The 22,162-nt window shown below is 61.5% G+C and carries 18 protein-coding genes; 6 read left to right on the plus strand and 12 right to left on the minus strand.

The window, feature by feature from the left end; translation table 11 throughout:
• Window positions 1-109: 109 nt before the first annotated feature.
• The 5 genes from CIC12_RS09345 to cadR all read right to left on the minus strand — a co-directional run bounded on the left by CIC12_RS09345 (window position 110) and on the right by cadR (window position 4,676).
• Entirely contained in the window at window positions 110-904 is a 795-nt protein-coding gene (locus CIC12_RS09345) for an ABC transporter substrate-binding protein (RefSeq protein ID WP_168663844.1), read from the minus strand.
• A 133-nt stretch (window positions 905-1,037) separates the two neighbouring features.
• Entirely contained in the window at window positions 1,038-2,192 is a 1,155-nt protein-coding gene (locus tag CIC12_RS09350; RefSeq protein WP_168663845.1) for a pyridoxal phosphate-dependent aminotransferase, read from the minus strand.
• Window positions 2,193-2,508: 316 nt separating this feature from the next.
• Window positions 2,509-3,912 (minus strand): ATP-dependent RNA helicase DbpA, encoded by a 1,404-nt coding sequence (dbpA, locus tag CIC12_RS09355; protein WP_168663846.1) that lies wholly within the window; start codon window positions 3,910-3,912, stop codon window positions 2,509-2,511.
• A 28-nt stretch (window positions 3,913-3,940) separates the two neighbouring features.
• Entirely contained in the window at window positions 3,941-4,141 is a 201-nt protein-coding gene (locus tag CIC12_RS09360; protein WP_121316200.1) for a hypothetical protein, read from the minus strand.
• Between the two features lie 103 nt (window positions 4,142-4,244).
• On the minus strand, window positions 4,245-4,676 hold the full coding sequence (gene cadR / locus CIC12_RS09365) for a Cd(II)/Pb(II)-responsive transcriptional regulator (protein WP_168663847.1): 432 nt from the start codon (window positions 4,674-4,676) through the stop codon (window positions 4,245-4,247).
• A gap of 80 nt (window positions 4,677-4,756) precedes the next feature.
• Between cadR and CIC12_RS09370 the strand changes: the two genes are divergently transcribed.
• Complete coding sequence (locus tag CIC12_RS09370; RefSeq protein WP_168663848.1) at window positions 4,757-7,168, plus strand: heavy metal translocating P-type ATPase; 2,412 nt, start codon at window positions 4,757-4,759, stop codon at window positions 7,166-7,168.
• An 80-nt stretch (window positions 7,169-7,248) separates the two neighbouring features.
• Here the strand turns inward: CIC12_RS09370 and CIC12_RS09375 are convergent, their stop codons facing one another.
• Window positions 7,249-8,295, minus strand: coding sequence for a helix-turn-helix domain-containing protein (locus CIC12_RS09375; RefSeq protein ID WP_168663849.1), 1,047 nt, complete (start codon window positions 8,293-8,295; stop codon window positions 7,249-7,251).
• Window positions 8,296-8,598: 303 nt separating this feature from the next.
• Between CIC12_RS09375 and adh the strand changes: the two genes are divergently transcribed.
• Together adh and CIC12_RS09385 are read left to right on the plus strand one after the other, a co-directional pair.
• On the plus strand, window positions 8,599-10,119 hold the full coding sequence (adh, locus tag CIC12_RS09380; protein WP_168663850.1) for an aldehyde dehydrogenase: 1,521 nt from the start codon (window positions 8,599-8,601) through the stop codon (window positions 10,117-10,119).
• Window positions 10,120-10,179: 60 nt separating this feature from the next.
• Window positions 10,180-10,575, plus strand: coding sequence for a DUF779 domain-containing protein (locus CIC12_RS09385; RefSeq protein WP_168663851.1), 396 nt, complete (start codon window positions 10,180-10,182; stop codon window positions 10,573-10,575).
• Between the two features lie 18 nt (window positions 10,576-10,593).
• Here the strand turns inward: CIC12_RS09385 and eutC are convergent, their stop codons facing one another.
• From eutC to eat, 3 genes are read right to left on the minus strand one after another with little or no spacing between them, the layout of a single operon-like run.
• Window positions 10,594-11,391 (minus strand): ethanolamine ammonia-lyase subunit EutC, encoded by a 798-nt coding sequence (eutC, locus tag CIC12_RS09390; RefSeq protein ID WP_168663852.1) that lies wholly within the window; start codon window positions 11,389-11,391, stop codon window positions 10,594-10,596.
• Window positions 11,388-12,782, minus strand: coding sequence for an ethanolamine ammonia-lyase subunit EutB (locus CIC12_RS09395; protein ID WP_168663853.1), 1,395 nt, complete (start codon window positions 12,780-12,782; stop codon window positions 11,388-11,390). The genes eutC and CIC12_RS09395 overlap by 4 nt, the downstream gene beginning before the upstream one ends.
• Window positions 12,783-12,830: 48 nt before the next feature.
• Entirely contained in the window at window positions 12,831-14,234 is a 1,404-nt protein-coding gene (gene eat / locus CIC12_RS09400) for an ethanolamine permease (protein WP_168663854.1), read from the minus strand.
• 270 nt (window positions 14,235-14,504) lie between these two features.
• On the opposite strand from eat, the gene CIC12_RS33625 reads away from it, so the two are divergent.
• Complete coding sequence (locus CIC12_RS33625; protein ID WP_274597548.1) at window positions 14,505-14,765, plus strand: helix-turn-helix transcriptional regulator; 261 nt, start codon at window positions 14,505-14,507, stop codon at window positions 14,763-14,765.
• Window positions 14,766-14,813: 48 nt separating this feature from the next.
• Entirely contained in the window at window positions 14,814-15,296 is a 483-nt protein-coding gene (locus CIC12_RS33030) for an AraC family transcriptional regulator (protein WP_238812484.1), read from the plus strand.
• A gap of 844 nt (window positions 15,297-16,140) precedes the next feature.
• On the opposite strand, the gene gyrB is transcribed toward CIC12_RS33030, so the two are convergent.
• The 3 genes from gyrB to dnaA all read right to left on the minus strand — a co-directional run bounded on the left by gyrB (window position 16,141) and on the right by dnaA (window position 21,627).
• The gene (gene gyrB / locus CIC12_RS09410) at window positions 16,141-18,612 is read right to left on the minus strand and encodes a DNA topoisomerase (ATP-hydrolyzing) subunit B (protein WP_168663855.1); all 2,472 of its coding nucleotides are present in this window, start codon (window positions 18,610-18,612) and stop codon (window positions 16,141-16,143) included.
• Between the two features lie 113 nt (window positions 18,613-18,725).
• Entirely contained in the window at window positions 18,726-19,829 is a 1,104-nt protein-coding gene (gene dnaN / locus CIC12_RS09415; protein WP_121316156.1) for a DNA polymerase III subunit beta, read from the minus strand.
• A gap of 220 nt (window positions 19,830-20,049) precedes the next feature.
• Entirely contained in the window at window positions 20,050-21,627 is a 1,578-nt protein-coding gene (gene dnaA, locus CIC12_RS09420) for a chromosomal replication initiator protein DnaA (RefSeq protein ID WP_238812486.1), read from the minus strand.
• Window positions 21,628-22,011: 384 nt separating this feature from the next.
• Between dnaA and rpmH the strand changes: the two genes are divergently transcribed.
• Entirely contained in the window at window positions 22,012-22,146 is a 135-nt protein-coding gene (gene rpmH / locus CIC12_RS09425) for a 50S ribosomal protein L34 (protein WP_004198824.1), read from the plus strand.
• Window positions 22,147-22,162: the final 16 nt, after the last annotated feature.

Consider the following 22,162-nt stretch of genomic DNA (forward strand, 5'->3'; position numbering starts at 1 on the left):
GGCCTCGCCAAAGCGAGGCCTGCGTATCGTAGCCGCCAAACACGCCGTCAACAAGCGAACACCGGGAGAGCTTCAACATCACCGCGCGTGCGTATGCGCATGCAATAACTTACTTGGCACTCACATCGATGTTGCCGAGATATTTTGTCGCCAGCGTCTTCACCGTGCCGTCTGCCTGCACCTTCGCGATTGCCGCGTTCAACTGATCGCGCAACGCCGTATCGCCCTTGCGAATCCCGTACGCGATGCCGCTGCCGAGAATCTTGTCGTCACGCACTGGCCGGCCGACGAACGCATAGTCCTTGCCGTTAGGCTTCGACAGAAAACCCGTTTGTCCCGCAGGCGCGAGCACGAGCGTCGCGTCGAGACGACCCGCCACCATATCCGTGTAGACCTGATTCTGATCCTGGTACGGCACGACGGTCACCCCCGCCGGTTCCCAGTGGGTCTTCGCGAAGGTCTCCTGAATCGACGCCTGCAACACGCCCACCCGCTTGCCCTTCAACGACTCGGGTGTCGGCAGCAAGCCGCTGTCACGCCGCGCGATCAATTGCGTCGGCACGCGATACACGACCGTGGTGAAGTCGATTGCCTGACGACGCTGCTCGGTCGCGTTCATCGCCGAATTGATCGCGTCGAACTTGCGGCCCTGCAGTGCGGGAATCAATCCGTCGAACGAGGTCTCGACCCACTTGCACGTCATATGCGCGGCGGCGCAGACCGCATTGCCCACGTCGATATCGAGTCCCTGCAACTCTCCGTTCGGGCCTTTCGATTCGAACGGCGGATACTGCGCTTCGACGCCGAAACGCAGCGTCGCGGTGTCGGCAGCCCTCGCCGCGGACACCGCCGCGAGCGACGCGAATGCGCAGGCCAGCGCCAATAGAGGCTTGAGCAACTTCATAGCGAATTCCTTTCTTCTTTCAATTTCATCTATCGCCCCCGCCGCAACATGCCGATGCACGGCGACCTAACGAGGCGCGACGATCATACTGCGTTCAAAAAATCAGCCAGTGCGCGGCCACGTTCGTCAGCGCTCAGATCTCGCACAGACGGCGCGCGCCTTCGAGCAGTGTCGCGTCGTCCTTCGAGAAGCTGAGGCGGATCAAACCGGAATCCGTGCCGTCAGTGTAAAACGCGGACAACGGAATCGTCGCGACGCGCGCATCGCGAATCAGGCGCAGCACGAAATCGCTGTCGCTTTCGTCGGAGAAGCCGCGAAAACGAGCAAGCATGAAGAAGCTGCCCTCGCTCGGCAACAATTCGAAGCGCGACTCGCGCAGCGCGTGCGCGAGCAGATCGCGCTTTTTCTGATAGAACGCGGACAGGCCCAGATAGCTTTCGCGATTGGCCAGCGCATCGGCGAACGCGTACTGCATGGGGGTATCGGCGGAAAAGACCATGAACTGATGAACCTTGCGGATCTCCTCCATCAGCGCGGCGGGTGCGAGGCAATAGCCGACGCGCCAGCCGGTCACGTGATACGACTTGCCGAAAGACGAGACGATTACGCTGCGCTCCGCGAGCTCGGCATCGCACGCCATGCTCTGATGTTTCGCGCCGTCGAACACCACGTGTTCGTAGACCTCGTCGGCGAGAATCACGATGTCGGTGTTACGTGTGAGCGCCTTCAGCCGCGCGATGTCGGCCTCGCTGAACACGGTAGCGGTCGGGTTGTGCGGCGTGTTGATGATGATCATGCGGGTCTTCGGCGTGATCGCGGCGGCGACCTCGTCCCAGTCCACGCGGAAGTCGCTCAACGAGAGCTTGATCGCCACCGGCGTCGCGCCTTGCAGCCGGACGATCGGACCATAGCTGTCGAACGAGGGCTCGAAGTAGATCACTTCGTCGCCGGGATGCACCAGTGCGCTGATCGTCGAATACAGCCCTTCGCTCGCGCTCGCGATCACGGTCACTTCACTGACCGGGTCGTAGCGCACGCCGTACAGCGTTTCGACCTTGTCGGCGAGCGCTTCGCGCAACGCGGCAATGCCGGCCATCGGCGCGTACTGGTTATGGCCGGCGCGCATCGCTTGCGCCACACCGTCGACCAGTCTCGCGTCCGGCGCGAAATTCGGTGCGCCCTGGGACAGGTTCAGCGCATCGTATTGAGCGGCCAGCTGGCCGATCACGGTAAAAATCGTCGTGCCCACGTCAGGCAGTTTCGAGCGGGCTTGCATGGCGCTCTGCATAAGGCTTTCTCCCTTTCTTCATCCAGCTGCGGATTCGATGACGCACCGGCACTGCGGCGGTCTTTCCGGTCTGGTGATTAGGCATCAGCCAAAGAACCGTCACAATCGAAACTTTGTCATGCGCGGCATGCGTTTACGTCATGGCGCGCGCGAAAGCGCACCGCGCCGGGTGAAGCCAGTCGGATCAAAGCCTTGGGGGAAGAAACCGGCCCGCGGAAAGCGCCTGGAACCAAGCGCTGGTATGACGTAATGTGATGCGCGAAGGGAGCGGCCGCAAATGCCGCCGCCCCTTGCCTTGTCCTGATAGCGGGCGCTATCAGGCGTCGTCCATCAGACGGACCTTGACCTTCTTGCCCTTGACCTTGCCGGCGCTGAGCTTGCGCAGCGCGTCGCGCGCGATATGGCGCTCCACCGCCACGTAAGTCGACATCTCGGTTACGTTGATCTTGCCGATCTGCGAGCCGGCGAAACCCGCCTCGCCGGTCAGCGCGCCGAGCACGTCGCCGGGACGGATCTTTTCCTTGCGGCCGCCGAGAATCTGCAGCGTTTCCATCGGCGGCAGCAGCGGCTCCTTGCTCGTCGTCGTGAGTTCGGACAGCTTGTGCCATTCGACGTCGCGCTTTTGAGCCTGTTCGAGACTGCCGACGCGGCCCATCTCGTTCATGCTCGCGAGGCTCAATGCCCAGCCTTCCTGATCGGCGCGGCCCGTGCGGCCGATGCGGTGCACGTGCACTTCCGGGTCCGGCGTTACGTCGACATTGATCACCGCTTCGAGTTGCGCGATGTCGAGACCCCGCGCGGCGACGTCGGTGGCGACCAACACCGAGCAGCTGCGATTCGCGAACTGGATCAGCACCTGATCGCGCTCGCGCTGATCAAGTTCGCCATGCAGCGCGAGCGCATGGAAACCTTGCGCGCGCAGCACGTCTAGCAGATCGCGGCATTGCTGCTTGGTATTGCAGAACGCGAGCGTGCTCACCGGGCGATAGTGGTTCAGCAGGAGACCGACGGCATGCAGGCGCTCGTCTTCGGTCACTTCGTAGAAGCGCTGGCGAATCTTGGTGTTGTCGTGCCGCTCGGCGAGCTTCACTTCCTTCGGATTGCGCAGGAACTGCTGGCTCAGTTTGACGATGCCCTCGGGATACGTCGCCGAGAACAGCAGCGTTTGCCGCTCTTTCGGGCATTGCTTCACGACGGTCGCAATATCGTCGAAGAAACCCATGTCGAGCATTCGGTCGGCTTCGTCGAGCACCAGCGTGTTCAGCGCTTGCAGCGGCAGGCTGCCGCGTTCCAGGTGATCCATGATGCGGCCCGGCGTGCCGACCACGATGTGCGCGCCGTGTTCGAGGCTGGCCGTTTGCGGACGCATCGGCGTGCCGCCGCACAGCGTCAGCACCTTGATGTTTTCTTCCGCGCGCGCGAGGCGGCGGATTTCCTGCGTGACCTGATCGGCGAGTTCGCGCGTCGGGCACAGCACCATCGCCTGCACGGCGAAGTTGCGTACGTCGAGGCGCGCGAGCAGCGCGAGCGAAAACGCTGCAGTCTTGCCGCTGCCCGTTTTCGCCTGGGCGATCAGATCATGGCCGGCGAGCGCGATCGGCAGGCTCGCGGCCTGAATCGGCGTCATCTCGACATAGCCGAGCTGCGTCAGGTTCGCGAGGGTCGCGTCCGGCAGCGGCAATTCGCTAAACGGCGCGCCAGCGGTGGTGGGACTGTTCATAGGGTGAGGGTTCGCTATTGGCTGGGGACTAGTCGGCCATGGGGCCAGGGGCGGGACGGCCTTCGATCTGTTCGTACAGCACCGAGCCGTCTTCGCCGTCGAAACGCTCGACGTAATTGCGCGCACCGCACATCGGGCAACGGAACAGCAGCCCCTGCCCTTCGTTCTTGATGACGACGTCCGACAGTTCCCACTGCGCGTCGCAGGACTGATTTCTACAGGTAAACACGTTGATTCTCCAACTGGATTCGGGGGTTTGTTGGGCGGGCCGCACGAACGGCCCGGCCATGAAGGGGTCGCCACGCTCTATCACGCGATGCGGCCGAAACGCTTCAGCCCAGATGCGTATGGCGCGCACGCGGCGCGCTCACGTCCATTTCGCTCAGGCCGTGCACGATGCCGCAGTCTTCGACGGCCTGTTCGCCGTGGCATTGCTCGCGCAACGAGGTCAATTGCAGTTTCAGTTGCTTCAGTTCGTCGATGCGCGTGTCCACGTGCGCGATGTGCTCGTCGATCAACGTATTGATGCCGCCGCAGCCGTTCGCCGGCGCGTCGGTCAACAGCAGCAACGCGCGGATTTCGTCGTGGGTCATGTCGAGCGCGCGGCAATTGCGGATAAAGCGCAAGCGCTCGACGTGCTTCGCCGTGTAACTGCGGTAATTGGCCTCGGTGCGATCCGCTTCGGGCAACAGGCCCTCTTTCTCATAGAAACGGATGGTTTCGGTCGTGCAATGGGCGATTCTCGCCAATTCGCCAATTTTCATGAGCCCTCCGGATAGCGGCCTTGACCTTGTAGTGGCTTCAAGGTGTTTACTAGACCACAAATCGAACCAGGAAGCCACCAATGCATCACCTCAGCGAATCCGAAGCAGACCGTCACGAAGAGGGGAAAGGCCGTGCTCATGGGCATGGGGGGCATGCTCATGAGCATGGCGATGCACACGGAGAAAACGGGCGCTGCGAACGTGAACACAAGCACGCGCACAGCGACGGCCATTGCCACGATCACGGCCACGCGCCTGCGGATGCGCACGCCCACCACGCCGATGACGCCCATCACGACCACGCCGCCGTCTGCTGCACACCCGCAACCTCGATCCCGGCGGCCATTGCGCTGCCGCGATCCGAAGCCATCGGCGACGACATGCGCACCGCGATCCGCATCATGCAGATGGATTGCCCGACCGAGGAAGCGCTGATTCGCAAGAAATTCAGCCGCATGGCCGAGGTGCGCAGCATGGACTTCAATCTGATGCAGCGTGTGCTGACGGTCGTCCACGCGCCGCATGCCCTCGATGCGATCCTCGCCAGTCTGCGCTCGCTCGACTTCACGCCCGAACTCGCGGACGCCGCCTCCGGCACGGCGCCCTCCGCCGTTTTGTCCACGCCGCCCAAGCCGTGGTGGCCGCTCGCGCTCGCCGGGGCCGCCGCGGCGGGCTCAGAGGCCGCTGGCTGGCTCGGCGCGCCGGTCTGGCTGGCTGCGGGTCTGGCGATCCTCGCGATCGTTTCCTGCGGCCTCACGACGTACCGCAAGGGCTGGCTCGCGATCCGCAATGGCAACCTGAACATCAACGCGTTGATGAGCATTGCGGTGAGCGGCGCCCTGATCCTCGGCCAGTGGCCGGAAGCCGCGATGGTGATGGTGCTCTTCACGATCGCCGACCTGGTCGAGGCGAAGTCGCTCGACCGCGCCCGCCATGCAATCCAGGGCTTGATGCAACTCACGCCGAAGCAGGCGAGCGTGCAGCAGTCCGATGGCGGCTGGCAACTCACGAGGCTCGACGCGATTCCGCCCGGCGCGGTGGTGCGCGTGAAGCCAGGCGAGCGGATCGCGCTCGACGGCGAGGTTGTCGCGGGCCGCTCCAGCGTAGATCAGGCGCCGATCACGGGCGAAAGCCTGCCCGTCGACAAAACCATCGGCGACGCCGTGTTCGCCGGCACGATCAACCAGGCGGGCTCGCTCGACTATCGCGTCACGGCCGGGTCCAGCAACACGACGCTCGCACGGATCATCCACGCGGTGGAGGAAGCGCAAGGCACCCAAGCGCCGACTCAACGTTTTGTCGACCAGTTCGCGCGGGTGTATACGCCGATCGTGTTCGCGATAGCGCTCGCCGTCGCGGTCGTGCCGCCGCTGCTGTTGGGCGGAGCATGGCACGAGTGGGTCTACAAGGCGTTGGTGATGCTGGTGATCGCCTGTCCGTGCGCGCTCGTGATCTCGACGCCGGTGACCATTGTCAGCGGACTCGCGGCGGCCGCGCGCAAGGGCATCCTGATCAAAGGCGGTGCCTACCTCGAACAGGGCCGCAAGCTCACCCGGCTCGCGCTCGACAAGACCGGAACGATCACGCATGGCAAACCGGCGCAGACCGGGTTCGAACAGTTGCACGGCGCTGACGGCATGGCAGACGCCCTACGCTACCGGACGCTCGCGGCGAGTCTCGCGGGGCGCTCCGATCATCCGGTGTCGATGGCGATAGCGGCGGCGGCGCAAAGCGACGGCATTGCCCACCTCACGGTCGATGCGTTCGAAGCGCTGGCAGGGCGCGGCGTTCGCGGCACTATCGACGGCGCGCCGTATTGGCTCGGCAATCATCGGCTGGTCGAAGAGCTCGGCCGCTGCCCGGCGTCGCTCGAAGCGCGCCTCGACACGCTCGAAGGCGAAGGCAAAACCATCGTGATGCTGATGAACCCGGAGCGCGTGCTCGCGCTCTTCGCCGTCGCGGATACGGTGAAGGAAACGAGCCGCGCCGCCCTCGCTGAATTGCGGCAGCTCGGCGTCGCCACGGCGATGCTCACCGGCGACAACCGGCACACCGCCTCGGCGATCGCGCAGCAGGTCGGTATCGACGAAGCGCGCGGCGACCAGTTGCCGCAAGACAAGCTGAACGCGGTCGCCCAATGGTCGGCTGACGGGGCAACGGTCGGCATGGTCGGCGACGGCATCAACGATGCGCCCGCGCTGGTACGCGCCGACATCGGCTTCGCAATGGGCGCGATGGGTACCGACACGGCGATCGAAACCGCCGACGTCGCGCTGATGGACGACGACCTGCGCAAGATTCCTCAGTTCATCCGCCTGTCGAAGGCGACGCATGCGGTGCTGGTGCAGAACATCGCGTTGGCGCTCGGCATCAAGAGCGTGTTTCTCGCACTGACGTTGATGGGTCTCGGCACGATGTGGATGGCGGTGTTCGCCGATGTCGGCGCGAGCCTGCTGGTGGTGGGAAACGGGCTGCGTCTGTTGCGCAAGTGAGTTGCGCGGATACGAGGCGCGTGTTGCTGGCGCCTGAACTGCGGGATCCCTACGTGTTCGCCGCTCGCGTGCCGCGCGCGCTAGTGAGCGAACGAACCTGCTTCTGCCATGCCGTGACGAACGCTCACCGCCGCCTTCAACGTCTCGGACGGGCGCACGCCGAATAGCTTCCGGTAATCGGTCGCGAACTGGCTCAGATGCCAGAAGCCCCACGCCGCCGCGACGTCCTGCACCGAACGCGATTCGCGCGATGCATTCGACAGATCGCGCCGCGCGCCATTCAGGCGAATCGCGCGCAGATAGGTGGCGGGCGCCATGCCGAGCACGTCCTGAAAGCAGTACTGCAGCGTGCGCCGGCTCACATGCAGCCGCTCGCACAACTCCGGCACACCGACCGCGCGCTCGCGATGGGCGAGTACGTACTCGCGCGCTTCAGAGACGATCGACTGACGACGCGGCCGCGCCGGCATCGCAACCGGCTTTGCCGCCGGCAACGCGCCGAGGTCGAACAGCAACGCCAGCACCGACGCCTGCAGACTGTTGCGCGCGAACGCAGACAACGGTACGCCGCTCGCCGCGCCGTCGTCGAGTAGTTGGCGCAGCGACGCACATAAGCGCGCCTTGCGCGCCACGCCGATCGGCACGACTTCGGTGTGCGGCACATGATCGGCGAGACCGACGCGCTCCACCTCCGCCGCATAGCGGCGCAGCACGTCGCCCTTCACCACTACGCCAAAAATCTCGTAGCCCGCCGAGGTCAGCAATTCGAATTCCACGCCGCCGGGGCGAAATGCGAGCGCGTCGCCCGCAATCACCTGCGCGTCGATGCGGCCCGCCCCCGCCGGGCAAGTCGGAATGCCGAACCAGTACGCGTCCTTCTGCACCTCGCAGGTTTGCCGCAATGTGTGACTCGTCGTCTCGACGAACACTTGCATGTGATCGACACACAACTCGGTCAGTTCGCCGACGAAGCAGCCCGCGGTCAACTGGTCGTAGGTCTGGTTCCAGCCGTGCAGATTGCCCGCCTGTTCGTCGGCGTCGTGAGCGACGCGCGTCTGCACGCGGAAGCTCGGCTGCGGCGCGAGTGTCGGATTGCTCAGGCTGTCGTCTCGGGTATCGGTCGTCATACCGGGTCTGCGCAACGAAAGGGGAACAGAACAGCAAGGCAAGTCCCATGCCGAACCCACTTGTCGCGCGCTCGCCTGCGTCGCCTGTTCAATTGATGAACAGCACGGCACGCACTGGTCAGAAACGAAACGCTCCAGCGCCCTGGCCTGAACAGCGCGGCGCACCATGCCGTGCGCCGATGCTTGCTGCGCGTGCATGGGTCACCGGCGCGGTGCATTGGCACACTTCTGGCTCTACGGTGTCACGGCCGAGCGATATATCGCGCCGGATATAGCCCATTCAAACATGTGAGGAGCACATAGATGAATCATGCGGAGATGCAATTTCTGACCACCGAATTCCCGTACAAAAAGCAGTATGCGAACTTTATCGGCGGGGAATGGGTGAAGCCGGTGGGCGGCGAGTACTTCGACAATGTGTCGCCGATCACCGGCGAGCCCTTCACGTCGATCCCGCGTTCACGCGAAGCCGATATCGAACTCGCGCTCGACGCCGCGCATCGTGCGAAAGTCGCATGGGGCAAAACCTCCACGGCGGATCGTGCGAACATCCTGAACCGCATCGCCGACCGGATGGAAGCGAATCTGCAACGCCTCGCGGTCGCCGAGACGATCGACAACGGCAAGCCGCTGCGCGAAACCATGGCCGCCGATATTCCGCTCGCGATCGATCACTTCCGCTATTTCGCCGGCGCAGTGCGTGCACAGGAAGGCTCGATCTCCGAGATCGACGAGGACACCGTCGCCTATCACTTTCATGAACCGCTCGGCGTGGTCGGGCAGATCATCCCGTGGAATTTCCCGATCCTGATGGCGGTGTGGAAGCTCGCGCCCGCGCTGGCCGCCGGCAATTGCGTGGTGCTGAAGCCCGCTGAACAAACCCCAGCTTCGATCCTCGTGCTGGTCGAACTGATTCATGACCTGCTGCCCGCGGGCGTGCTAAACGTCGTGAATGGCTTTGGCCTCGAAGCGGGCAAGCCGCTCGCGTCGAACAAGCGCATCGCGAAGATCGCGTTTACCGGCGAGACCACGACTGGCCGTCTGATCATGCAGTACGCGAGCCAGAACATCATTCCGGTGACGCTCGAACTTGGCGGCAAGAGCCCGAACATCTTCTTCGCCGACGTGATGAACGCCGACGACAGCTACTTCGACAAAGCACTCGAAGGCTTCACGATGTTCGCGCTGAATCAGGGCGAAGTGTGTACGTGTCCGTCGCGCGTGCTGATCGATGAAAAGATCTACGACCGCTTCATGGAACGCGCGTTGAAGCGCGTTGCCGCGATTGCGCAAGGGCATCCGCTCGACAGTAAGACGATGATCGGCGCACAGGCTTCGCAGGAGCAGCTCGAAAAGATCCTCTCGTATGTCGACCTCGGCAAACAGGAAGGCGCGGAATGTCTGATCGGCGGCGAGCGCAATACGCTCGCCGGTGAGCTGAGCAAGGGCTATTACGTGAAGCCGACCGTGTTCCGCGGTCACAACAAAATGCGCATCTTCCAGGAGGAAATCTTCGGGCCGGTGGTGTCGGTCACGACCTTCAAGACAGAAGAAGAAGCGCTGGAAATCGCCAACGATACACTCTACGGCCTGGGCGCCGGCGTCTGGACGCGCGACGGTACCCGCGCCTATCGCTTCGGCCGGCAAATTCAGGCGGGCCGCGTCTGGACCAATTGCTATCACGCATATCCGGCGCATGCGGCGTTCGGCGGCTACAAGCAATCGGGCATCGGCCGGGAGAATCACAAGATGATGCTCGACCACTACCAGCAGACCAAAAACCTGCTCGTCAGCTATGGCGAGAAGCCGCTCGGGTTCTTCTAAACCTTAACGGTCCTATCAGGGCGGGCCGCGCGGCTCGCTCTTTTTCAGCGAGAGCATGTGATGGCCAATGAAAAGGAAGTCGACCGCGTGATCGCGACACCTGCCGCTGTCCAGTTGATCGACAAGCTGCGCGCCGAACATGGCGAGGTGCTGTTCCATCAATCCGGCGGATGCTGCGACGGCAGCGCACCGATGATGTTTCCCCGCAACGAGTTCATGGTCGGTGGCTCCGATGTGAAACTCGGGACGATCGCGGACGTGCCGTTCTATATGAGCGAATCGCAGTTCGAATACTGGCAGCACACGCAATTGATCATCGACGTGGTGCCCGGTAATGGCGGAATGTTTTCTTTGGAGCGCCCGAGCGGCATGCGGTTCCTCACACGCTCCCGGCTCTTCGAAGACGATGAAAATGTGTGGCTTGAAAATCATCCGGTGGAACGGGCGGATGCGTGAGGGCTGATGTCGGGCCGCTTACGTCGCAGCCTTGTTTGAATCGTCACCGATGACGGGCGTTGCTGAAGTGCTTGCCAGCAACGCATCGCTATCGTCTTTCAGGCCGACGCCGGTGAATCCCAGGCGACGCGCATGCGTCAGCAGGTAATGCAACTTGTGCGCGGCCAACGGGTAATCGAGTCCTTCGGGGCGCACATTCGAAATGCAATTGCGCTGAGCATCACTACACCCTACCTTCGGCGCGTACGTCAGGTAGATACCAAGACTGTCAGGCGAACTCAAACCCGGCCGCTCGCCGATCAGCATCACCACGATCTTCGCGTCGAGCAGCTCGCCGATTTCGTCGCCGAGCGCGACGCGTGCCTGACGCGCGACCACTACCGGGCCGATCGACCAATCCACGAGCGTCGGCCAAACGGCTTGCAGCAACGGGACAGATTGCTTCGATGCGGCGAACGCGGAAAGACCGTCGCCGATCACGAACACCACATCGCTCGGCGCGGCCGGCAATTGCGCGAGCATTGCGCGACTCTCCTCCGATAATCGCCTGCCTAAATCAGGACGCCGCAAATAGTGCTCACGATCGGGCGCCGCGCTATGCACATCCAACGTCTTGAAGCCCTGCGTGCGCAACTGCTCATGCAACACATCGGCATCGAGCGGATGATGCACCGCGTCGCGCGCCTGCGCATGCGACAGGTTGAACGCGAGCAACGGCGCGGTCGGCAAACTGCTGCCCGCGCGGCCCAACGCGATGCGCGCGTTGGTGAACTCGCGCAATGCGTTCCATGGGTTCTTTTCGAGGAAATCGCTCATGCGATGCCCATCCAGTCGCGCGCGCCTTCGAGCAGCGGTTGTTGCGGCGATGCGCTCAACAACGCACCGCGTGCATCGGTGATCTGCATCGATTCCAGCCACTCCTCGAATTCCGGCGCGCGGCGCAAACCGAGCACGTCGCGCACATACAGCGCGTCGTGGAACGAGGTGCTCTGATAGTTGAGCATCACGTCATCAGCGCCCGGAATGCCCATGATGAAATTGATACCCGCGACGCCGAGCAGCGTCAGCAGGTTGTCCATGTCGTCCTGATCGGCTTCGGCGTGGTTCGTATAGCAGATGTCGCAACCCATCGGCACGCCGAGCAGTTTGCCGCAGAAGTGGTCTTCGAGCCCGGCGCGCGTGATCTGCTTGCCGTCGTAAAGATACTCCGGGCCGATGAAGCCCACGACGGTGTTGACCAGGAACGGTTTGAACTTGCGCGCCACCGCATAGGCGCGCACTTCGCAGGTCTGTTGATCGACGCCGAAATGCGCGTCAGCCGACAATGCGCTGCCCTGCCCGGTTTCGAAGTACATCAGATTGTTGCCGACCGTGCCCCGTTGCAGCGACAGCCCTGCTTCATACGCTTCTTGCAGCAGCGCGAGAGAAATGCCGAAACCCGCGTTCGCTTTCTCGGTGCCCGCGATCGATTGAAACACCAGGTCGACCGGCGCGCCTTTTTCTATCGCGGCAATCGTGTTGGTGACGTGCGTCAGCACGCACGATTGCGTGGGCACCTGATAGCGCTGCCGGAACTCGTCGATCATGAGCAACAGCTTCGTGATCGCGGCGAGATTGTCGCTCGCCGGGTTGATGCCGATCATCGCGTCGCCGCAACCGTACATCAGGCCGTCGAGCATCGAAGCCGCGATGCCTTTGACATCGTCGGTCGGATGATTCGGCTGCAGACGCACCGACATGTGACCCGGTAAGCCGATGGTGTTGCGAAAGCGCGTCATCACCGGACGTTTGCGCGCCGCCAGGATCAGATCCTGGTTACGCATCAGCTTCGACACGGCGGCAACCATCTCAGGCGTTAGACCAGCGGCGATACGCGTGAGCGTGTCCGCATCGGTCGTACTGCTCAGCAGCCAGTTGCGAAAATCGCCGACCGTCAGATGCGCGATCTCGGCGAACGCTTGCGACGAGTGATCGTCGATCACGAGACGCGTGACCTCGTCGCTTTCGTACGGGATCAACGCTTCATTGAGGAAAGTGCGCAACGACACCTGCGCAAGCGCCATTTTGGCAGCGACGCGTTCTTCTTCGCTCGCTGCTGCGACGCCGGCGAGTTGGTCGCCGGAACGCTGCGGGCTGGCTTTCGCCATGAGCGTCTTCAGATCGGCGAAGCGATAGGTGCGGCTGCCAATCGACTCGGTGTAGCTCATGTTTACGACTCCATCGCCGCTGCTCGCACAGGGGCTCGATTCGTCACGTCATTCTTCGAGCAAAGCGTCCGTCGGCGCCGCCTCGCGTTGATGGCGCGTCAACAGGAAGTATACGTAGCCCAGCGCGAGAAAAATGGCGAACACGATCGCCACCAGCACATTGAAGTAGACCATCGTCGCCAGACAGATCACCGCCGCCACCAACGCGAATGCCGGAAAGAACGGAAACAGCGGCGCACGAAACGGACGCTCCAAGTTCGGCGCGCTGCGGCGCAGCTTGAACAACGCCAGCATGCTGATGATATACATCACGATAGCCCCAAACACCGACATCGTCACGATGTTTGCCGTCAGCGTCTGGCCGCCGAACTGGATCAGCTCGTCGCTGTATATCGCGGCAATGCCGACCACGCCGCCCGCGAGAATCGCGCGATGCGGCGTCTTGAAGCGCGGATGCACCTTCGAGAGCCACTCCGGCAGATAGCCCGCGCGAGCCAGCGCGAAGATCTGCCGCGAATAGCCGAGGATGATGCCGTGAAACGACGCGACCAGTCCAAACAGGCCGAGCCACACCAGCATATGCATCCAGCCGCTGTGTTCGCCGACGATGAATTTCATCGCTTGCGGCAGCGGGTCGTTGATGTTCGACAGTTTGGTCCAGTCACCGGCGGCGCCGGCAAACACCATCACGCCGATCGCGAGCACGACCAGCGTCAGAATGCCGGTGACGTAGGCGATCGGAATCGAGCGCTTCGGGTTTTTCGCTTCTTCGGCCGCCATCGCCACGCCTTCGATCGCAAGGAAAAACCAGATCGCGAACGGGATTGCCGCGAACATGCCGTGGAACGAGCCCATGCTGAAGGTGTTCGCGCCGGCCCAGCCGCCCGTCGTGAAGTTCGACCAGCGGAAACCCGGCGACACGACGCCCATAAAGACCAGCAGTTCGAAGATGGCAAGCAGCGTCACGCACAACTCGAACGCCGCGGCGATCTGGACGCCGGCGATGTTCAACGCCATGAACACGAGATACGCGCCCATTGCGGCGTGTTTGGGTTCGAGTCCGGGAAACTGCACATGCAGATAAGCGCCGATGGCGAGAGCGATGGCCGGTGGCGCGAATACGAATTCGACGAGCGTCGCCGCGCCCGCGAGATAACCGCCTGTCGGCCCGAACGCCTGGCGCGCGTATGCGAAGGGGCCGCCCGCGTGCGGAATCGACGTCGTGAGTTCGGTGAAACTGAAGATGAAGGTCGTATACATCGCGGCGACGAAAATAGCCGTGATGACGAAGCCGAGCGTGCCGGCGCTCGCCCAGCCATAGCTCCAGCCGAAATATTCGCCGGAAATGACGAGGCCGACGGCAATACCCCATAGCTGCCATGTGCCGAGCGTCTGCTTCAGCTCGTGATGCATGGCCTGACCGATCGACTGATGAGTGGACGCTGGCTTCATCGGATGCTCCTGAGTTCGCGTTGGCGCGTTGACGCGGTTTGCTCGACGCCGCAAGGCTTTGCGGTGCGAGGGCCGACAGGCTTCAGCCGATGGTAGGGAGCCATTATTCGAGGGTGTTATCGAAATTCGGCAAAGTTGTGGGCGCGTTTGGATGTTAACGGGCGCTTAACAGCGCATACCTGCCTCGTGTGAAGTTCGCAGAATTTGGTAAACGGGGGCGTGGTACTTTTGTTTTTTCATTTGTGCCGTTTTTTGTCGGCCGGGTCATTCATGAGCGAATCAGGCAATCGGGTTCGATACGAAAGGCGGCTCGCAGTCGGGCGGTTGGCTGGCATAGCGTGCGTGTCGCCGTATGGCGAGACAGGCGCGACAACGGTTTGCCGCTTGCGGTTGCATCGCGCGGCGGGGTATCTCGCGAACGGTTCGGTGCCGATTGCGGAGGTCGCCGAGCGTTCGGGCTACAGCAGTTTGCAGTTTTTTTCGCGCACTTTCCGCGCGGTGTTTGGCGTGCCGCCGGCGCAGTATCGCTAGCAAAGCGCGCTTTGCCGGTTTCGTCCGGCGCTTTCAGGAGACGGTCAAATGCCGATGCGCGAAGTGGTGATTCGTTATGCGGAGCCGGTTAAGGTTTTGTCGGTGGATCACGTGGGGCCGTATATGCAAATCGGCAAAGCGTTCGATGCTTTGTTCGGGTGGCTCGCTCAACATAATTTGCTGGCGGCGGAGATGCGAATGATCGGACTTTACTTCGATGATCCTGGTGCGGTCGATGAAAACGCGTTGCGCTCGAAGGCTGGTGTGGTGTTGCCGCATCCGCTGCAAGTGGCGGTGACGGTGAGTCCGCCGGTTTCAGTCGCGCATGTTAAAGGCGGGGAATACGCGGTATTGCGGCATAAGGGTCCGTATAGCGATATCCGGACGGCGTATGAGTGGTTGTATGGGACGTGGCTCGTGCAGTCCGGGCGTGAAGCAGCGGACGCGCCGGTGTTCGAGGAGTATCTGAATAGCCCGAAGGAGACTGCGCCTGCCGAGTTGCTTACCGAAATCTGTTTACCGTTGGTTTGAGGGTCTACGGTATGGGAAGGCGGTTGTGCGCGCTTACGTATGTGTACGCGACGTGCTTCCTGCGTGCCCCTCTGGTTTTTATAGTCTTTGTATATGTATACGTAGTAATAGTTAACAAGCATCGCACCGGGTTGTGGATAACTTGAAACTTCGTTTACGGATCAAGGGGCTGCGTAAACCATAAGCCTGCGAAGTAAACGTGGACAGGAAGACGGAGCCAGGGAAAACTTTTGTGCGGACTGGTTAACCTGCGGGCTTATCAAAGTTTCGCCCACAAGGTGCCAAGGGTGTTTTACAAACGTTGTACAGAGGGGGGGTGGATAAGTTTGGGGCGTCGGTGGGAGGTCCTTGCTCCCCAAGCTGTTCAGATTTTTGCCAGACGGGTCCTAATTGCCCTTTGACCGAGAGTGATCAAAGAGCGCCAAATCGATATTTTCGCAATATCTGTGGTGATACCGTACTGCTGTGCCATCCTAAGTTTCGGCAAGGAATTTCGCGAGCGTTTGCCCGCGTTGCGCAAGGCGCGCGGCCTTACTTAAATAGCCCTGTCCCATGCAGTTGGCCTGGCCGTGCTTACAGGTTCGGCCAGATCGCGATTGGGGCGGTAGCATCGACACCATTGCTGGCAGGCAAATGACGCCGCAAGAGATACGGCCTCGCCGGACATCCAAGAGGATGTGGATGCCGTTTGCGTCTATTTGAAAACTGGAGGACATCTGATAATAAAAAAACCCCGCGAGCCTGATGGCGGCGGGGTTCTGGGACTACGTTGTGTCAACTGGGTAGTACTAGCCGCAAACTGTGGCGCCGGTCGCAATTGCTCGGGCCCCCTGCGCGACATCATTCAAACATCAATATTCCCCGCCCTCAACGCATTCGACTCAATGAAGGCCCTCCGCGGTTCCACATCATCCCCCATGAGCGTCGTAAAAATGCCATCAGCCGCAATAGCATCCTCGATCTGCACACGAAGCAAACGACGCACCGTCGGATCCATCGTCGTCTCCCAAAGCTGCTCAGGATTCATCTCGCCGAGCCCCTTATAGCGCTGCTTGGAAACGTTACGTTCAGCATCAGCCAGCAACCACTTCATCGCGCTCTTGAAGTCGCTAACTGCCATACTCCGCTCGCCGCGCTTGATCACTGCGCCAACGCCAATCAATCCCTTGAACGTGTTAGCGGTGTTGATCAGCTGCTGATAATCCGCAGTCAACTGAAACTCTTCATCGAACACGGAAATCTTCTGATTACCATGGTGAGTGCGAGCGACGCGCAGCGAGCGCAGTTCACGCACCGGGTCATACATCGTGGTGACCGTCACCTCGGGCTTCAGTGCGTCGTCGCGCAGCTTGGCCTCGAGTGCCTTGGCCGAAGCCTCGGCCGCAGCTTCACTCGTGAGATCGACCACCACCCCATCCATCACCGCCTCGAGCGCACCAGCGTCGTACAACCGGCTCAAACGATTCACCACGGCTTGAGCAAGCAGATAAGCCCGAGCCAATTCGCCCAATGCATCGCCGGTAATTGGCGTGGCACCTTCCGAAGCCACCAGCTCCGACCCTTGCAGCGCGAGCTTGAGAATGTGAGCATTAACCTCGGCTTCATCCTTCAGATACCGCTCGTCCTTACCCGCCTTGATCTTAAACAGCGGCGGTTGTGCGATGTAGATATACCCACGCTCGATCATGTCCGGCATCTGACGATAGAAGAACGTCAGCAACAGCGTCCGAATGTGCGCACCGTCGACGTCAGCATCGGTCATGATGATGATGCGGTGATAACGCAGCTTCTCGAGGTTGTAATCGTCCTTGCCAATTCCGCAACCCAAAGCGGTAATCAGCGTCACGATCTGCTCCGAAGAAAGCAGCTTGTCATAACGCGCCTTCTCCACATTGAGCACCTTGCCGCGCAGCGGCAAGATCGCCTGAAACTTCCGGTCACGCCCCTGCTTCGCCGAGCCGCCTGCCGAGTCACCCTCGACGATATAAATCTCCGACTTCGCCGGATCCTTCTCCTGGCAATCCGCCAGCTTCCCGGGCAGACCGACGCCGTCAAGCACGCCCTTACGACGCGTCATTTCGCGCGCCTTGCGAGCCGCGTCGCGCGCGCGCGCCGCATCGACGATCTTGCCGCAGATAATCTTCGCGTCGTTCGGCGTTTCCAGCAGGAATTCCTCGAGCGCCTTCGCGACCACGTCTTCCACCGGCGCACGCACTTCGGATGACACCAGCTTGTCCTTGGTCTGCGCGCTGAACTTCGGCTCCGGCACCTTCACGGAAAGCACGCACGAGAGCCCTTCACGCATGTCGTCGCCGGACGTTTCGACCTTCGCTTTCTTCGCGACTTCGTGATCGTTGATGTACTTGTTCAACACGCGCGTCATCGCCGCACGCAACCCGGTCAGGTGGGTGCCGCCATCGCGCTGCGGAATGTTGTTCGTGAAGCACAGCACGTTTTCGTTGTAGCTGTCGTTCCACTGCATCGCCACTTCCACGCCGACGCCGTCCTTCTCGCCGCTGATGTGGAAAATGTTCGGGTGCAGTACGGCCTTGTTCTTGTTGATGTATTCGACAAAGCCCTTCACACCGCCGACGAACGCGAAATCTTCTTCCTTGCCGCTGCGCTGGTCCATCAGGCGAATGCGCACGCCGTTATTCAGGAACGACAGTTCGCGAATCCGCTTGGCCAGGATGTCGTAGTGATATTCGACATTGCCGAAAATCGTCTCGTCGGCCATGAAGTGCACTTCAGTACCGCGGTTCTCGGTATCGCCCACCACCGGAATCGGCGACACGGCCACGCCGTCGATCTCTTCGATAACGCGGTTCTGCGGCACGCCACGGTGGAATTCCATGAAGTGCTTCTTACCGTCGCGGCGCACGGTCAGGCGCAACCACGCGGAGAGCGCATTCACGCACGACACGCCCACGCCGTGCAGGCCGCCAGACACCTTGTAGCTGTTCTGGTCGAACTTGCCGCCGGCGTGCAGCTCGGTCATCACGATTTCAGCGGCGCTGCGCTTCGGGTCGTGCTTGTCGTCCATCTTCAGACCGGTCGGCACGCCGCGGCCGTTGTCGGTGATCGAGATGGAGTTGTCCGCGTGAATGATCACCTGGATGTCGTTGCAGTGCCCGGCCAATGCCTCGTCGATCGAGTTGTCGAGCACCTCGAACACGAGGTGGTGCAAACCGGTGCCATCCGATGTATCCCCGATGTACATGCCCGGCCGCTTGCGCACAGCCTCCAGACCTTCGAGGATCTGAATGGACGAGGCGCCGTAGCTGTTGTCGGGTTGCGTATTGTTCGTTTCAGTCATGGATTTTTTCCGGTTCTGCGTTACTGCAAGGTTGCTGCTCGGGACTTTTCAAAACGCCATAAAAACGCCAAAGGGGCGCTGCGCCCCTTGGTGTGTTCTAGGTGTTGGACGCGTCAGATGCGCATCGGCATCACCACGTATTTGAATTCGTCGTTCTCGGGAATCGTGATCAACGCGCTGGAGCTGGCGTCGCCCAGGCTCACTTGCAACATGTCGACCTTCAGGTTCGCTAGCACGTCGAGCAGATACGTGACGTTGAACCCGATGTCGACGCTGTCGCCGTCGTACGCGATTTCCAGTTCTTCCTGCGCCTCTTCCTGATCGGCGTTGGTGGACATGATCTTCAACTGGCCCGGCTCAATGATGCAGCGCACGCCCTTGAATTTGTCCGATGTCAAGATTGCCGCGCGTTGCAGCGAACGTTGCAGCTCTTCGCGGCCAATCAGGAATTGATTCTTGTGTGACTTCGGGATCACGCGCTGAAAGTCGGGGAACTTGCCTTCCACCAGCTTCGACACCAGTTCGACCTGGCCGAACGTGAACTTCACCTGCGTTTGCGCGATGTCGATCTTCAGTGTGTCGTCGATGTCTTCCAGCAGACGCTGCAATTCCAGAATCGTCTTGCGCGGAATGATCACTTCCTGACGCGAGAACGAACCTTCGATCTTCATCGACGAGAACGCCAGACGGTGGCCGTCCGTAGCGACCGCCATCAGCTGGTCGCCGTCCACCACCAGCAGCATGCCGTTCAGGTAGTAGCGGATGTCCTGCTGGGCCATCGAAAAATGGACCATGCCGAGCAGCTGGCGGAACGTCTTCTGGGGAACCACGAGGTTCGCGCCGTAGTCTTTAGCTTGCGCGACCGTCGGGAATTCGTCCGCGGCGAGCGTTTGCAGGGCAAAACGGCTCTTGCCGGATTGCACGGTCAGGCGCTTGTCGTTCAAAGTGAGCGTGACCTGCCCGTCGGGCATCGCGCGCAGAATGTCGAGGAGCTTTCGTGCTGCCACCGTGGTCGCCACCGAATCGCCGCCCACGCCGAAATCGGCACGCGTGGTGATCTGCAATTCGAGGTCGGTCGACAGGAACGACACATCAGGGCCGTTCTTGGTAATCAGCAAATTGGCGAGGATCGGCAACGTATGGCGGCGTTCGACGATGCCGCTCACAGTTTGCAGCGGCCTGAGGAGGTTATCGCGTTCGGTCTTGACCAGTTGCATAGAGTTCCTTCGTTGATATAACGGCCTGCGCGCCTTGCCAGGTAAGCTTTGCAGCATGCAGCCGTGGCTCCCCGCCGGCGCCACGCAGCGCCCGTCACGGCGTGAAATCCGCCCGCGGCCGCCGGGCGGTTAAACCTGTATTGTGCCTGAAAATGGAACCGCCTCACTAAAATGGGGGCGAGTTTGGAAATAAACAGGTCGATTTTTCCGTCCGGCCCGCTTAGCCCTTCAACGTCTGCTCCAGCACGTGCAGCTCGTGGTTCAGCTGGGCATCCTTGCTGCGTTCGTCGGCAATTTTGCGCACCGCGTGCAGCACGGTCGTGTGATCGCGCCCGCCGAACAGCTCGCCGATTTCCGGCAGGCTCTTCTGGGTCAGCTCCTTCGCCAGATACATCGCGATCTGCCGCGGCCGCGCGATGTTCGCCGGACGCTTCTTCGAATACATGTCAGCGACCTTGATGCTGTAGAAGTCAGCGACGGTCTTCTGGATGTTTTCCACCGAAATCTGCCGGTTCTGCACCGTGAGCAGATCTTTCAGCGCCTCTTTGGTGAGTTCGATCGTGATTTCGCGGCCGTGGAACTTCGAGTATGCGAGGATCTTGCGCAGCGCGCCTTCGAGTTCACGGACGTTCGAGCGCAAATGCTTGGCGACGAAGAACGCGACGTCCTCGTTCAGGCTGACGAACTCCGACTGCGCCTTGCGCATCAGAATCGCGACGCGCATTTCCAGCTCGGGTGGTTCGATCGCGACCGTAAGGCCCGAGTCGAAGCGCGAGATCAGGCGGTCGTCGATCCCCGAGATTTCCTTCGGATACGTGTCGCTGGTGATGATCACCTGCGCCTTGTTCGCGACCAGCGCCTCGAACGCGTAGAAAAATTCTTCCTGCGTGCGCGACTTGCCCGAAAAGAACTGAATATCGTCGATCAGGAGCAGGTCGAGCGAGTGGTAGTAGCGCTTGAAATCGTCGAACGCCTTGCGCTGGTACGCCTTCACCACGTCCGACACGTACTGCTCGGCGTGGATGTAGCGAATCCGCGCGCCGGCCTTGTCCATCAAAAGCTGGTTGCCGATCGCGTGGATCAGATGGGTCTTGCCGAGGCCCACGCCGCCATACAGGAACAGCGGGTTGTACGAAATGCCGGGGTTGTCCGCGACCTGAATCGCCGCAGCGCGCGCCAACTGGTTGGCCTTACCGGTCACGAAGTTGTCGAAGGTCAGGACCGGATTCAGCTTTGAGCGCTCGTACATCGAGTCGTTTTCGCCGCTGCCGGTCGAACCGGCGCTTTGGCCCGGACGCCAGGTGCGGCGTGCGGCTGCGGCTTCGTTCGCGTCGAGATTCGGCAGATCGAGGTCGGCGGCGTCTTCGGCAGCCGCGCGGGCGTTGGCGTTTTGCGTGGCCATGGCGTGGTTGGCGCGGGCCATTTGCGCCGCCTGCACGGCGCCGACCGCCGCGTCGACTGCGGCGCCACCGCCGGAATGACCGCCGCCCATCGGCGCGGACGAAGCCGGACGAGCCGGCGCGGGCGCTGCCGCGAGGGCGCGCATGCCGGCTTTCGGATCCAGCACGAATTGCACGTCGACCGGGGCTTGCCAGAAGTCGCGGGCCATATCCGCGATGCGGCCGGAGAACTGGCTCTTGACCCAGTCGAGCTTGAAGCGGTTCGGCGCGGCGATGCTAAGCGTGTTCGCAGCGGCGTCGAAGGCGACCGGGGCCAACGGTTTGATCCACGTCACGTACTGCTGGGGCGTAAGCTCACGCTCCAGCAATGCGGAACAGTGTTGCCAGAAATCGTTCATCGAGTTGCTGTCGTTATGGTGTGCACGGCGGTCGCCGCTGCCCTTGTCGCGCGCGCGCAACAAGGCCCTGAGCAGCCAGGCGTAACGGCTCCAGGCGCTTGTGCCACAAGGGTTTGCGGGACAAGCGAGCCGGAGCGGCGTGCAGGATTTTTGGGAAGTAAGGCGAGATTCTAACGCCAAAACGGACCCGGAAGGGAGTTATCCACAGGGACGGATCATCTGGCAAGCGCGGCCCGGTGCGCGGCCGAACCTGGCTAAACTATTGACGGCCAACGGAAAAGCGGTTTAAATAGCGGGTTCCGCGAAAACCAATTTCAGTAAACCTCCGGTCATTGCGCTTTCAGCGATGCTCGCGCGGTTTTTTTTCGATCAAGTGAGAGCAACATGAAACGTACTTACCAACCTTCCGTTACCCGTCGCAAGCGCACCCACGGCTTTCGCGTTCGCATGAAGACCGCTGGCGGCCGTAAGGTCATCAACGCACGTCGCGCGAAGGGCCGCAAGCGCCTCGCCATCTAAGGCGAGCGGATTGCGC

The organism is Paraburkholderia sp. SG-MS1, assembly GCF_012275575.1.
In the GTDB taxonomy this organism is placed as follows: domain Bacteria; phylum Pseudomonadota; class Gammaproteobacteria; order Burkholderiales; family Burkholderiaceae; genus Paraburkholderia.